The 12,921-nt window shown below is 58.4% G+C and carries 14 protein-coding genes; 5 read left to right on the forward strand and 9 right to left on the reverse strand.

Features of this window, described 5'->3' with window-relative positions; translation table 11 throughout:
* Positions 1-25: 25 nt before the first annotated feature.
* Positions 26-217, forward strand: a complete 192-nt coding sequence (locus P4L78_RS12270) for a hypothetical protein (RefSeq protein ID WP_309328339.1) — start codon at positions 26-28, stop codon at positions 215-217.
* A gap of 112 nt (positions 218-329) precedes the next feature.
* On the opposite strand, the gene P4L78_RS12275 is transcribed toward P4L78_RS12270, so the two are convergent.
* The 3 genes from P4L78_RS12275 to P4L78_RS12285 form a co-directional block, all read right to left on the reverse strand.
* The gene (locus tag P4L78_RS12275; RefSeq protein ID WP_309328341.1) at positions 330-1,421 is read right to left on the reverse strand and encodes a hypothetical protein; all 1,092 of its coding nucleotides are present in this window, start codon (positions 1,419-1,421) and stop codon (positions 330-332) included.
* Entirely contained in the window at positions 1,418-2,167 is a 750-nt protein-coding gene (locus tag P4L78_RS12280) for a type VI secretion IcmF C-terminal domain-containing protein (RefSeq protein ID WP_309328343.1), read from the reverse strand. The genes P4L78_RS12275 and P4L78_RS12280 overlap by 4 nt, the downstream gene beginning before the upstream one ends.
* 281 nt (positions 2,168-2,448) lie before the next feature.
* Positions 2,449-3,081, reverse strand: coding sequence for a TetR/AcrR family transcriptional regulator (locus tag P4L78_RS12285; protein ID WP_309328344.1), 633 nt, complete (start codon positions 3,079-3,081; stop codon positions 2,449-2,451).
* A 127-nt stretch (positions 3,082-3,208) separates the two neighbouring features.
* Between P4L78_RS12285 and P4L78_RS12290 the strand changes: the two genes are divergently transcribed.
* Positions 3,209-4,168 carry an SDR family NAD(P)-dependent oxidoreductase gene (locus P4L78_RS12290; protein ID WP_309328345.1) on the forward strand — a complete coding sequence of 320 codons (960 nt, stop codon included), beginning with the start codon at positions 3,209-3,211 and terminating at the stop codon, positions 4,166-4,168.
* Positions 4,169-4,636: 468 nt separating this feature from the next.
* Positions 4,637-5,284 (forward strand): SDR family oxidoreductase, encoded by a 648-nt coding sequence (locus tag P4L78_RS22945; RefSeq protein ID WP_405051549.1) that lies wholly within the window; start codon positions 4,637-4,639, stop codon positions 5,282-5,284.
* Here P4L78_RS22945 and P4L78_RS12300 read toward each other — a convergent pair.
* Both P4L78_RS12300 and P4L78_RS12305 read right to left on the reverse strand, forming a co-directional pair.
* Positions 5,166-6,431, reverse strand: a complete 1,266-nt coding sequence (locus P4L78_RS12300; protein WP_309328347.1) for a cytochrome c peroxidase — start codon at positions 6,429-6,431, stop codon at positions 5,166-5,168. The two genes, P4L78_RS22945 and P4L78_RS12300, sit on opposite strands and share 119 nt — an antisense overlap.
* An 8-nt stretch (positions 6,432-6,439) precedes the next feature.
* On the reverse strand, positions 6,440-7,213 hold the full coding sequence (locus P4L78_RS12305) for an alkaline phosphatase family protein (protein WP_309328348.1): 774 nt from the start codon (positions 7,211-7,213) through the stop codon (positions 6,440-6,442).
* A 470-nt stretch (positions 7,214-7,683) separates the two neighbouring features.
* Between P4L78_RS12305 and P4L78_RS12310 the strand changes: the two genes are divergently transcribed.
* Together P4L78_RS12310 and P4L78_RS12315 are read left to right on the forward strand one after the other, a co-directional pair.
* The gene (locus P4L78_RS12310; RefSeq protein ID WP_309328350.1) at positions 7,684-8,283 is read left to right on the forward strand and encodes an AbiEi antitoxin N-terminal domain-containing protein; all 600 of its coding nucleotides are present in this window, start codon (positions 7,684-7,686) and stop codon (positions 8,281-8,283) included.
* Positions 8,280-9,197 (forward strand): nucleotidyl transferase AbiEii/AbiGii toxin family protein, encoded by a 918-nt coding sequence (locus P4L78_RS12315; RefSeq protein ID WP_309328351.1) that lies wholly within the window; start codon positions 8,280-8,282, stop codon positions 9,195-9,197. Before P4L78_RS12310 ends, P4L78_RS12315 begins: the two co-directional genes overlap by 4 nt.
* Positions 9,198-9,200: 3 nt before the next feature.
* Here the strand turns inward: P4L78_RS12315 and P4L78_RS12320 are convergent, their stop codons facing one another.
* The 4 genes from P4L78_RS12320 to P4L78_RS12335 all read right to left on the reverse strand — a co-directional run bounded on the left by P4L78_RS12320 (position 9,201) and on the right by P4L78_RS12335 (position 12,564).
* Complete coding sequence (locus P4L78_RS12320) at positions 9,201-9,563, reverse strand: LacI family transcriptional regulator (protein WP_309328352.1); 363 nt, start codon at positions 9,561-9,563, stop codon at positions 9,201-9,203.
* A gap of 90 nt (positions 9,564-9,653) precedes the next feature.
* On the reverse strand, positions 9,654-10,778 hold the full coding sequence (locus P4L78_RS12325) for a PHB depolymerase family esterase (RefSeq protein ID WP_309328353.1): 1,125 nt from the start codon (positions 10,776-10,778) through the stop codon (positions 9,654-9,656).
* 397 nt (positions 10,779-11,175) lie between these two features.
* Entirely contained in the window at positions 11,176-11,388 is a 213-nt protein-coding gene (locus tag P4L78_RS12330; RefSeq protein WP_309328354.1) for a hypothetical protein, read from the reverse strand.
* Positions 11,389-11,553: 165 nt separating this feature from the next.
* Positions 11,554-12,564, reverse strand: a complete 1,011-nt coding sequence (locus P4L78_RS12335; protein WP_309328356.1) for a DUF3375 domain-containing protein — start codon at positions 12,562-12,564, stop codon at positions 11,554-11,556.
* Positions 12,565-12,921 lie beyond the last annotated feature (357 nt).

Genomic DNA, 12,921 nt, shown 5'->3' on the forward strand with positions numbered 1-12,921 from the left:
CTTAACTCTCCGTTAGGAGGTTTTCATGAAAGCTATTACCGTTTACAGGATCCGTTTCTGGGACATCAACACCAGCAACTTCGTCTTGTCTGAAGGGTTTCTGACTCAAGATGCCGCCAGCGCAGAGCATGTGCATATCGACAGTAGGACCGCGCTGCAGGTCGATTGCGCAGATGTGCGCGATGGCCGGTATATCCCACCAGTGCAATCCGCTTGAGTTCTAAAGCATAGCTTGCACTATATCGAGCCATAGCGCGCTCGGATAAAGAGAAACCCACTCAGGTGCATCGGAGGTGGATTGGTCTGATGGACACCTAGTTAAGGGGTGGCTATGGCCGCGTAGCAAGTCCATTTTGGATCGACAGCGGGCTTTGGAGACTGATATCCCAACGTCTGCCATGTTGGGCTGCGCGTCTATGCATGTCCGCCAAGGCTTCCCGCTTTGCCGCGACGTTCGCGCAGGCTTCGCACCAGTGCAGGCGGTGGCGCTGGGCGCGCAGGCTGGATTGCCATTCATGGCCCTGGGCGCATTGCCAGCGCAGCGGGTCATTGCTCCCGACATAACTGACCGACAGACAGGTGCCGCCATGCTGTGCAGCCAGAGCCTGCGCGTCATCCAGCCTGGCCTGCTCCGCCAGGGCGCGGGCATCGACCCCGCGTGACTGGGCGGCTAGCTGGCGGGCGTCCTCAAACCGGGCGTTCGCCCGTGCATCCGGAATGACGACCGGGTGATTGACCACCATGCGGGTCAGACGGGTGCATTCAGGGCACCACGTACGAGCCGGCACCGCAAACCAGGTATGGCCGTGGGCGCATTGCCATTGCACTTTGTCGGTGGCGTGCACAAAGACGGTGGCAAGACAACGACCACCCCGTTCGGCGGCGTAGGCGCGCAGCCTGACCAGGTAATCTTCAGCGTACTTCGCCTTGAGACACTGTGGACAGCCTTTGAAATGCCGCTTCATGTACGCCCCCGACGACTGCCAGACGTGTCCATGGCGACAGCGCCAGGTCAACGGGGTTGTCCCGTTGATATAGGTGTCGGATACGCACGCCACCTCATGGCGCCGGGCCAGTTCGTGCAGCGCGGCAAAATCCTTGATGAGCCGGTCCGGCGTGCAGTGGGGGCACCAGTATCCCGTCCGCAGCCGGTTGGCGATGGTCTGCCATTCATGACCGCTGGCACAACGGAAGGCCAGTTTGTGTTTCTGGGCCACATATGCCGGACTCAGGCACTCACCGCCCCAGGCTTGCGCGATACGTTGCAGCGCGGCCAGTGCCTCCGCCACGGTTGCTGCCCGCACTTCTGGCGTGGTCACGCCGTAGGCCCAGTCGGGCCAGGAGGCAATGGCGTCCCGGACCGCCTGCGGCAATGTGGCAAGATGTTGCGCCCGTGCCAGGGCACCCGCGCTGGGGGTCATTTTTTTGTCCCTTTGATGGGGTTGCCGGGTTTGGCCGCCGGCGCACTGGCGGTCTTTGCCGTGACGACCGCCATCTCCCGCCCGGTGATGAAGATTTTTTGCGGCAACTTGAAGTGGCGCAGCTGCAGCAGTTCCAGCGGGCCTTCGCCACTGAGCGTACGCAGGGCGAAGCGCAGGTGGATGGTGTCATCCAGCGTCCAGTCGATGCGCCAGTCCGCACGGTCCACCTGCTCCACCTTGGCCTCGTCCAGCAACCGGATGAAGCCCCAGCTGCCGGTGTATTTGTGTTCATGCGCCATACCGCCCTGCAGCAGGTTCCAGGTGAGCCCGCCGCCCATCTTGTCCGGGTCATTGCCGGGCCAGTTGAAGCGTTCCCAGTATTGCTTCTGGTTGAAGTAATCCAGTGTCTGGCCGTCGATGGTCAATTTGCTGTCGGTCAGTCTGGGGTTGCCCATGGCCATCAGGTCGAAGCGGTATTTGCCATTACCTTCGGCATACATGCGGCTGGACAGGCGCGACAGCAGGTTGATGGCGTTGAGGAAATCAACATTGAACTTGACCGACTGGGCATTGAGCGGATTGGGGACCCACTGGTCGCCTTCGCGCTTGAGCAGACCGCCCAGTTCGGTTTTGGCAAACTGCGGAATGGTGCCTTGCGGGGCAATGAAACGGGCGAGTTCCGGCTCGCACACCTTGAAGCCGGGAATCTCCAGTTCTAGCCGCTCGGTTAGGCGGGAGGAGATCAAGCCAAAACCAGACTCCGACGATGAAATAGAACACCACCGGGAAACAGAAATCCGCATTCGCATACGCTGGTCAGACGCGCCCATGCCATATAGCTGTTACCGGCGATGCCCTCGGACGTAAGTTGCAGTCCCAATAGCCAGCCGAACTGACGTCAGGCCACAAAAACGGGGTTCGCACTGCCAAGGGTGGACTGCTACAACTTGGCTAGTTTTGCCCAAAACCCCGAAAAGGGTAACTGAGATGGGGATTGCAGGCGAACCGACTTTCGCGCCATCCAGCATCAATGTTCTGGCGCGGTATTTCCTCGGCGCGGCAAAAGCACCAGGTCAGTCGCTTCCTCCGCATCTCTGAGGAGCGTCTTGCGCGGCGTGCCTAACTGCGCACGCATGGTCAGGCCACGAGCAAAATCCGCGACCTGGATCGCACGCACCGCTACCGGAAAGTCGGACGGGATTTCTCCCGCGCTGATCCCGTCGCAAAAACGGCGTTCCACAAGCGCCACGCCGCCAGCCGCAGCGTCCTGCAGGAACTGCCGGACCTCAGCATCGTCCACGAGCGGCGCGACGCACACCATTAGACATCCCGGGGCAGATCCTTCCTCTGTCGCTGTTTCTACGGCAAGCCTCAGGAAGCTGGCGAGAGCATCGCGAAGCGTCGGTGGTGAGAAAAGCGCCTTCGCAGCGCGAGCGCCCTTCTTCTCCGCATACGCCTTAAGGACGCGCAAGAATATCGCCCGCTTGTCCCCAAAGACGGAATACAGGCTTGGCCGTCCCACACCCATCCCGGCGACGAGATCGTCAATCGTCACTCCGTCGTAGCCTTTCGACCAGAACACCTGAGTCGCCTTTTCCAGCGCCCCCATCTCGTCGAAGCTGCGCGGTCTTCCCCGCGGCCTAATCATATTTTGAATCATTTGGTTCAAAACTCATTGACATTCACCATTGCGTAAATTTATAACTGAACAATTCAAAATTAACAAGGTGGCCTTGGCCTCACAGGGCTTCACGACGCGGCCGTCACCTTTCACCACGGAGACAACCATGGAACATTCGATCGCACTCGTCACCGGCACCACCTCCGGGCTCGGTTATGCGGCAGCCAGCATGCTCGCCACCCAGGGCTACCGTCAGGTCATCGTCACCGGGCGCAGCCTGGGTCGGGTCCAGGAAACAGCCGCTCAGCTCGCGGCGGAGACCAAGACCCAGGTCTTCACGCCCCTGGAGCTGGATCTGGACGAACCGACCAGCGTTCAATCCGCCCTCGCAGAACTGGTCAAGTCAGGCCAACAGATCGATTTCCTGCTGCTCAATGCCGGGATGGTCCCAGGTAAGAAGCGCGTACTCACTGCGGCGGGCGTCGAGGCGTCGCAGGCCCCGCTGATTGGCCATCATCAACTGACTGTCGGGTTGCTCCAAGCCAACCTGCTGAGCCCCAATGCGCGGATCGTTATCACCGGGGCGGAACCTGCCCGAGGGGGTGTGCCCATGTTCCGCTACACCGACGTGGAGGCACTTGCTGCCAAATACCACAAGGGCGATCGGACTGCGGCTATAGAGGCCCTGCTGCGCAACGGGCCGAACGTGAAGTATGTGCCCAACAATGCCTATGCCGACGCGAAGCTCATTATCGCCTGGTGGGTCGCGGCGTTGGCGCGCCGGCTACCTTCCGGCATGGCCGTGTACGCTGTCTCGCCAGGTGCGGCGACCGCTACCAAGGTTTCGCGACAAGCTGGCCTGGCGGTGAAGTATCTGTTCATCCCAATCGCCAACCTCATCCCAGGCATGAACCAGACTCCTGAGACTGCCGCACGTCGCTACCTCCAGGCGTCGGAGTTCGGAACCGACGTTTCAGGGCAATTCTTCGCCTCAGCCCAAGGGAAGTTCTCGGGCCCGATTGAGGCCCAGCGCCACCCACACCTCCACGATGGCGCTAACCAGGAAGCCGCGTGGCAGGCCGTCGTCAATGTCTCTGGCATCAACTGGTCATGCCCGCATCCTTGATGCATAGCGCCCCTGAACAGGGGCGGTCGCTGCGAACCAGTCACGGTGACCGGAACCACCAGGCGATTGCGGAGCTCCGTGGCCGTTCATGCGCAGTCAGCTTTAATTTGAATTAAATAGTTAAAAATAATCTCTACTGTAGCCATAGCAACCTTTAACGTACAAAACAGTTCAAATCGTAACCAGCACGATGACCCAGACGTCGCAAGGGGAATACGGATGAAACAGTACGAAGCGAAGCGGGCGGTGATCATTGGCAGTACCAGCGGCATGGGGCTTGCAACGGCCAAGATGCTTCTGGGTGGGGGTGCGCGCGGTTTTTGACGGACATCAATACCCTCGCTTTTCGGGTGAAGGCCGAGTTCGGCACCTTCGACTTGCTCTCCGTGAGCACCGGGTTCAGCATCCGAGCGCCCTTCGATAGCATGACCGGGGCCGCTTTTCGCGGTGCAGAAGCTTGCGCCGTTAATGAACCGGGGAGGCTCTGTCGTCTTCACAACCTCGTTTGCCAACATCAAGGGGATGCCCGGCCACGCCGCTTACGCAGCTGCCAAGGCTGCACTGCGATCATTCGCCAGGACGCTCGCCGCCGAAATGCTTCCTCGCGAGATTCGCATTAACGCGGTGTCGCCTGGCCCCATCGACACGCCGATCGTTGGCAAGGTGTTTACCGGTAAAGACGAGGTCGCCGCGATTAGGGAGAAGATGGTCGAGATGATCCCGATGAAGAGCTTGGGGAAGTCGGAGGAAATCGCCAAGGCCGTCATCTTCCTTGCATTCGACGCGACCTTCACCACCGGCGCCGAGCTTCCGGTCGACGGGGGTGGTCTCAGATCTGAAGGTGGTACTGGTCTGTTACAACCTCAGTGGTCCCCGGTTAAGGGTGTTGGCTATGTCGAATGTCAATATAACAAGTCCCCTAACCACGTGTCCGCGCAGGTCTACGCTGCAGTCTCTGCCATCGGCCTGTTGCTACTCCGGTATCTCTTCATCGCCCCTACTTGCGTGCCGGCCCACCCGGCACGGAGGAGAACCCGTCGTCCAGCGTTTTCAGGAAAACCACGATGTCCCGGATTTCCGCATCACGTAGCACCGGTTTCCTGGGGCTATGCGTGAATGGCGGGTCAACGTAGTCAACGTTGATCCGGTAGGCCTTGGGTAGATCGTTGAACTTGTCGACTTTACCATTGGACTGGCGTGCAAACCACTTTTGCGCATTGCTATCGCGCTCGCTGTAAAAGCGCACAGCGTCTTCAAGCTTATGAAATACGCCATTGTGGAAGAACACACCCCGGCCCGCCGAATTGCGCAGTGTTGGCGTTTTGAACATGCCGCAGTACTGCGTTTCCTTGGCCATATCGCTGCGCATAGGGCCGCATAGTCCCATATCAAAATATTCAGGGTCGCGATTGGCTGGGATTTCCTGATTGCGAGGCAGGCCCAGCGCGACGAAGGAATAATCGGTAAAGGCGGCGGGCCGTCCGCCGGGCCCTGGCGATGCCACGTGGCATTGGGCGCAGTTACCCTTGTCCGGGTCGCTGAATGCCTTTAAGCCGCGCAACTCGGCCGCGCTAAACGTGGCGTGGTCCGACATGACGGCGTCGAACTTGCTGGTAAACGGATGAAAGCTTGGGTCTTCGGTTTCGAAGGCCTCCAGGGCTTCACCCGCGTGAACAAAGGCTTTGGCAGGATCAGCCCATACGTTGGCACCGTACAGCCGCGCAAATGCAGCGGAGTAAGGTGAGCGATGCAGCTTGGCAACCACCGCTTCGCGGCTGGCATTGGCCATTTCGTTGGGGTTCAGCATGGGCATGGCCATCTGCTCGCGCAGGGAGGCCATGGAGCCATCCCGCATAAAGCCGCCGGTCGGGCCTTCGTCGTCACTGTCTTCCGAGGCTGGCACGTAGTAGTGGCGGGTGAACAGCGGCGTGAAGGTCAGGTAGCGCAGTGATGGCACAGAGCGCGCGCCGGCGTGTTTCATGTCGACCCCGCCCAGTTGTACGGCAAGGCCATTGGATGGGCCGTAGGCGTGATCAGGGCTGTGGCAGGTTGCACACGACATCTGGCCGGAGCCCGACAGCGTGGCATCAAAGAAGATCAGTTTGCCCAGTGCGGCAGCGGGGCTGAGTTTGTCCGGTGCAGTCGGATAACGCACCCAGACAGATGACTTGGGTGTGGGGGTGGGAACAGCGCTGAGCACGTTCAGCGAGAACAACAGAAAACCCGCCGCGAGTGCGGCGGGTGCAAAGGTTTTCAGGGGCATGGTATGGATCAGAAGTTGAACATGGCCATCAGGTCACCCACTGCCGTCTTGTTGGTGGGCAGATAGGCTTTTTGCAGCTGTACCGGGTTGGGCAGACGGTCGCGACTGCGGTTTGAGAGTGGTGCCAGCTTCCAGTTGCGTTCGATAAATTTCAGCACCGAGGCGTGATCGTAGTAGGTGTGGTCCACCTTGCCGCTACGGGCATATGGAGACACCACGATCATCGGGATACGCGGGCCATCGCCAAAGAAGTCCAGGTTCTGGATCGGGCCGGTATCGAAGTGACCACCGCCTTCGTCAGTGGTAATGAGGATGGCTGTGGTGCCCCACAACGCCTTGTTGGCCTGGACTTCATCAACGATGTGTTTCAGATATACCTCAAGGTCAGCCGGAGCCGAATAGCCCGGGTGCGCACTGGCCAGATTCTTGGGCACCACGTAGGACACCGCTGGCAGGGTGTTATTGGCCACATCACGGTCGAACGTGGTCAGGTTGACCAGGTTCGCCTTGAGGCTGGCGTTAGTCATGATGTTGGTGGAGGCTACCAGCGGGTCACCGATCACGTTGTACTGGGCTGCCATTGCCGCCGGCGCGGCCTGGGCAAGCAGACCCGGGTTAGACGCCAGATAGGTCTGGGCCTGCGTCTGCGTCATTCCCTGAGCCATCAGTTGGGAAATCACCAGCAACGCGCTTTCCGTCGTCACATCAGCCGCATCGCGCCCTCCGGTATACCACTTCCAGCTGATATTGGCCTTGGCCAGCGCCTCGGCAATAGTCGGCACAGTCTGCGGCGGGTAGGATAGCGGGCATCAAGGGCTGGATTCCGCACCTTTCCGCAGGAGTTAGAAGCGGTTGTAAGGCGCTGAGTTACTGAGGTTTGGCGCAGGGTTCCACCCCACCACCAATATTGAAACCCCAACCGTTCTCGGTTGGGGTTTTTTCTTGCCTGAACGCGCCAGTTCCCGCGTACTCGCGCGGGTTCCTGCGAACGCCTGCGGACTTCGCCAGCCACCCGAATTGGCCGTTCCGGGCCACATTCCACTCTCTCGTGGCCATTCCTCGCTCCGACCCCGCTCTCCGAAATAGGCCCGAAGTCCGCAAAGTTCACGACATCCTCCATTACAGATCAATGGGTTACGCGCGGACGAATCAAGTGGTTGGATTGCAGCATCGGGTAGCAAAGGAAACCGCTTGTGTTGTGTTTTGTCGGTATATATTGACAACTACCGACGTAATACAACATCATGGAGGCATGGAAACTTCGCATCAAACCATTCTGGATCTCGCCGCCCAGCGCGGCCTCATACGCCCGCGCGATCTTGATGCGCTGGGGCTGCCCAGTGTTGCCCTCACACGGCTGGTTCGACAAGGCCTGCTCACCCGCGTGGGTCGCGGTCTGTATGCCCGTCCCGATCGCAGCGTATCCGAGCATGGTACGCTGGCCGAGGTGGCACGCAAACACCCGCAAACCATCGTCTGCCTGCTGTCAGCACTGCGGGTGCACGACCTCACCACGCAGTCACCGTTCGAGGTCTGGCTTGCCGTTCCCAACAAAGCTCGTGCGCCGAAGATGGAATACCCGCCGCTGCGCATTGTGCGTTTCTCGGGCGCGGCGCTGACCGACGGTGTCGAAGATCACCAGATTGATGGCGTGACCGTTCGCGTGACCAACGTCGCCCGCACCGTGGCCGACTGCTTCAAGTTTCGCAATAAGATCGGTCTCGATGTGGCGATGGAAGCGCTGCAGGAGGCGTGGCGTGCCAAGCGCGTGAGCATGGATGAACTCTGGCGCTATGCCACGTTGTGCCGCGTGGCCAATGTGATGCGCCCCTACATGGAAAGCCTGTCATGAACGAACGAAACGTGGCGGCATCAGTACGGGCGCGCCTACTCAACCGCGCCCGCGAGACCAAGCAGGATTTCAACTTGGTTCTCACTCGCTATGCGATTGAACGACTGCTGTATCGGATCAGCATCTCCCAGCACGCCGATCAATTTCTTCTGAAAGGTGCACTGCTTTTTGACCTGTGGTTCGACATCCCTCATCGCCCAACCAGAGACGCTGATTTCCTGGGATTCGGCTCGGCAGAGCTGCCGCACATCGAAGCAGTCTTCAGAGAAATCTGCACGATCGAAACGCATGACGGAGTAACGTTTCAACCCGACACCGTGCACGCCGCTGAGATTCGTAAGGAGGCGAACTACGCTGGTGTGCGCGTGATGTTGCTCGGTGTGATTGATGGCGCGCGCTGCCAGATCCAGATCGATATCGGCTTCGGCGACGCCGTGACGCCTGGCCCGGAGGATGTCGAATACCCCGTCATGCTGTCGGAATTCGCCGCTCCCAAGCTGCGGGTCTATCCACGCTACACCGTGGTGGCCGAAAAATTCGAGGCGCTCTCATCCCTTGGCATCGCCAACAGTCGCATGAAGGACTATTTCGATCTGTGGATACTGGCGCAGCACACCGACTTCAATGGTGACACGCTTCGCCAAGCCGTTCAGGCCACCTTCGATCGTCGAAAGACCGCGCTGACTGGTGATGCCCCATTGGGTCTCACCGATGCGTTTGCACAAGATGCGCAGAAACAGATGCAGTGGCAGGCATTCCTGAGAAAGAATCGACTGGAAGCGCTGGCGCTGAATGACATCATTGAAGCATTGGTCGACTTCATGCTGCCTGTCATCAAGGCGGCCAATGCCAACGCGGTGTTTTCAGCGCGCTGGCAGGCCGGTGGTCCGTGGTCGCCTGCAGACGCGGGTTGATTTTCAAAGCTGAAGACCGACTCGATCGCGCTGCTCATCCCACAGCGCAGGCGGGTCCACCGCCAGGTCAAACAGCGTGACATGGTTCGGCAAGGCGTCATCCAGAATGGCTGCCACGATGTCGGGTGCCAGCGTGGTCAGGTTGACCATGCGGCTCACATAGCTGTTGTCGATTCCCTCCCGCGCGGCTATTTCCCTCAAGGACTTCGCTTCTCCTGATTCCAGCATCGCTAGCCAGCGGTGCCCTCTGGCCAGCGCCAGTTGGATGGTGGTCGGTACCACGTCCCATGGCCTGACCGGCGCGGTCTCGCCGTTTGGCAAGGTGACTAACTTGCGGCCGTTGCGGCGTTTGATCTGGATCGGCACGGACAGGGTCAACCTGCCGTCGCTGGTCTGCAGGATGTCCGGCTCGCCGGTTTTCTGGATGCGGATATGAGCAACCAGATATCAGGTAAATTATCGACGCAGGGGCGTCCGACGATGCCGGGCAAAGAAGTCCCACATCAATTTGCTTGCGTCCGGACCGTTCCCGGCATGGTATTTGATAGTGCCGTCACCCCCACTCCAGGCATGACCTAGTTCGCTGACGCGGCATACCCGAAGAAGTAGCTTGCGTCGCACTACGTAATCATCGATTTGATAACTGTGCGCTTTGCGGCCACGGCCGCTTCGCTTGAGCACGCTCGGGCGGACATCTGCATTTTGTAATTGGTTCAGTGCCATGAACTGCTGCACCAACTGTTGTTGGTTGATTGGGCGCACCATCTTGTCGGCATGTCCGTGGAGCAAAATCGCAGGCATTCGCAAAGTCTCCCCAAAACGTACCAATGCTTCCGCCATTGCACCATTGCCGCCAGCGACTGAACCACCCTGCATCACCATCAACGCCGTTAATTTGCCATTGCCTGCACCATAGACGGGGCCGGAATGCAGCCCTACGGCGGCAATTTGTTCCGGGTAGTGCAAAGCCAATATATGAGCCATCGCAGCACCTGCCGAAATCCCCGCCACATAGACGCGCGAGGGATCCAGGCTGTACTGCGTTAGAATCGTGCCGATGGCGCCCATGATCAAAGGCACTTCGCCGCCGCCTTCCTGCACGTTTCTTTCATACCATGGCCAGCAGCGTTGCGAGTGACGTCGCAAAGACTGCTGCGGATAGAGCACAGCAAAGCCCTTTTTCTCAGCGAGCGCGTTCATGCGTGTGCCCAGTGCAAAATCGTTCGCGGTCTGTCCGCAGCCATGCAACATGACCAGCAATGGACCGCCTCTATGATGCTTGGGAAGATACAGCTTATAACCCAGCCTTTGGTATGGCAGACACTGATGATCGATGGAGGCGTTATACCAGGAGGTAATCCATTGACCGGCAAGCGAAGCTGTAGCCTGGCTTGTCGATGCAGCGGACTTTCCTTTGTTTCGGAGTGGTTTAGCCGTCAGGCTGGACGGGCTGCTTTTACGGGATTTTCGTCGTTTTCCCCCGCCGAGCAAAGCCTTGGTCAGTTGCTTCTGTTGACGCAACTGCGCCGTGCTCATAGAGGCAATACCCCCGAGCAGCAGTCGTTTCAGACCCTTGAGCACGGTAGTTCTCGCTGGTTTTTGCAACGTCTTTGTATCGGAGTAAACGCGGGCATGGGGATTCCTTCATGACAGACTATATGGGTGCGGCGGAACAGACATCAGGCGGCCAATCGCGCCTTGCTGGCCGAATGTTGGAGCGTGTAAAGGATGCGATCACCTTGTCAGGTAGGTGATGCCATTTTTCACCGTCGGGCCTGACCGATGCTGGTGAGAGAAAGGGGTCTGGAAAACTATTGTTATCTGACTCGTTAACCAGAAGGCTGATCTCGTATGTTGTGTGGTGCTACTAAGTGATTTAGCTCGATGAAACGGAAAATGCATCTACGCTTTCCGAGTTGATGCGCATTTACGGCCTGGGTATGCGTCAGCAAACCGGCCGTGCGGCTAGTGCTGCTAATTACCACGCGTGCAAGGCCGAAAGCAAAACAAAGGTCAGATAGAAAACTGTTCCCGCAAACAAATAAATAAGCAGCATTGCCAACGTGGCGGCGCGGGGTAGTAGCCCTTCGTCCAGATGCAGTTTGGGCAAGCGAAAGCCGGGATTGTGTAGCGATTTGACGTGAAAAAAGTCCATGGTGTCATCCGAAGTATGTGCCGTTTGCAAATTCATTCCACTAATGCAGTTACTCCGCTGACTTGCTAGCCCGTCAGCTATTGGTGCGAATGGTGGCACGTCACCCAAGAACAAAAGCAACGTTCCACTCAAGGGCCAAGAGGTATGTGAATAGGGCGAAACGATTCGATCCGCAGATACATTTTGGTCTTTTGCTTTTACTTAATTGAGTCGTTCGCCTCCAACCCAGCCTACGGTTTCACTGTGGTCGGCTTTGAACCCATGCCGACTGCCCAACGCCAGCAGGCCGACGACGCTGCCCAGCCCCTGTGCAGCGGGGAACTGCTCCAGCACGTCGGCAATGGATGCCTGGGAGCGTTGCTCCAGGACAGCCAGCACGTTGGCCTTCAGTGTTCGGAAGTCGATCTCGGACTGTGCGACCAGTTCGCTCACAGACTCTAGATCGATGGGCGGCGCGTCTCCTTCTGCCATCTGCCCAGGCAATGCTTGCAAGGATGGGTCGTGCAGCACCCATTGAGACAAGGAGCGCAACCGACTGCTCGTGAGTTCCAGCGTGTACTGGAGGGTGTCAGTGGCCCTGACTTCATCCTTCAGGGCCAGTGCTGCGCGCTGGGCGTCTTTCAGCAGGTGATTGAGTCGACGTTGCTCAAGGTATTCACGACTCTGGACGAAGTGCTTCAGGCTGCGCGCGAAGGTCTGGAGCACCTCGTGAACCATGCCGCCCTGCTCAAGAAGGGTGCGCGTTAGCCGCAGAAGGAATCGTCGCTCCTTGGCCTCGAGCTGCCCCACGAACTCCCGCGACATAACGCTATCAAGTGCCTGATCAAACGTGGCCGCCTGTTCTGGGTCCGTAAGCAAGCGCCAGAAAGCAGAGAAAGTCCTTCCGGCGTCGCTCTCTGAAATCAGATCGATTCCGGCGAACAGCGAATCCAGCACATCTCCTCGATTGCCATCGTTGTCCATGATGCGTTCACGAAGATCGCGATTGAGCTGGTCGAACTGATCGCGGACACGGCGGAAATCACCGGCCAGATCGTCGGCCAGCGTGATGATCTCCCGCGTGCGCTCGAGCGCCGTTGTTTGGGGCAGCACGCGCATCTGCCCCTTCTGGATGGCATCAATCTCCTTGTCGATGCGGGCTTGCTCGGCCAAGCTCAAACAAGCCGACCGCGAAAAGAGCCTGCAGGCGTTGATGACGACCAATTTGCTCAAGCGCCTAGAAAGCTCGATTGAGTCCTTCCGCTTGCGTTTTAGAGTGGAAGACTTCCATGCTAAATCCCTAGCCGCTGCGGACAAAACGGAAAAGCTCATCCGTCAAAACGCTAATAATAAACCGCGGTCTGTACGTATGTATGTACGTGGAGAGGTTTTAAGCCCAAACGCAACAAGGGCCTACAAACCGAAGTCTGTAAGCCCTTGTTTTTATTGGTCGGAATGGCGGGATTCGAACTCGCTACCCCTTGCACCCCATGCTATTAAAATATGAACCGCAATGGACACTAATGCCCGTTAAAAACACACGCAACCCCTAGATAAACAAGGGTTTTATCGTTAAAATATCGTCCAGAC

It is taken from the genome of Silvimonas sp. (assembly GCF_031291215.1).
Lineage (GTDB): Bacteria > Pseudomonadota > Gammaproteobacteria > Burkholderiales > Chitinibacteraceae > Silvimonas > Silvimonas soli.

Coding starts and splice junctions, on each gene's coding strand:
- P4L78_RS12270 (WP_309328339.1), top strand. CDS start 26: ATGAAAGCTATTACCGTTTACAGGATCCGTTTCTGGGACATCAACACC.
- P4L78_RS12275 (WP_309328341.1), bottom strand. CDS start 1,421: ATGACCCCCAGCGCGGGTGCCCTGGCACGGGCGCAACATCTTGCCACA.
- P4L78_RS12285 (WP_309328344.1), bottom strand. CDS start 3,081: ATGATTCAAAATATGATTAGGCCGCGGGGAAGACCGCGCAGCTTCGAC.
- P4L78_RS12290 (WP_309328345.1), top strand. CDS start 3,209: ATGGAACATTCGATCGCACTCGTCACCGGCACCACCTCCGGGCTCGGT.
- P4L78_RS22945 (WP_405051549.1), top strand. CDS start 4,637: ATGAACCGGGGAGGCTCTGTCGTCTTCACAACCTCGTTTGCCAACATC.
- P4L78_RS12300 (WP_309328347.1), bottom strand. CDS start 6,431: ATGCCCCTGAAAACCTTTGCACCCGCCGCACTCGCGGCGGGTTTTCTG.
- P4L78_RS12310 (WP_309328350.1), top strand. CDS start 7,684: ATGGAAACTTCGCATCAAACCATTCTGGATCTCGCCGCCCAGCGCGGC.
- P4L78_RS12315 (WP_309328351.1), top strand. CDS start 8,280: ATGAACGAACGAAACGTGGCGGCATCAGTACGGGCGCGCCTACTCAAC.
- P4L78_RS12330 (WP_309328354.1), bottom strand. CDS start 11,388: ATGAATTTGCAAACGGCACATACTTCGGATGACACCATGGACTTTTTT.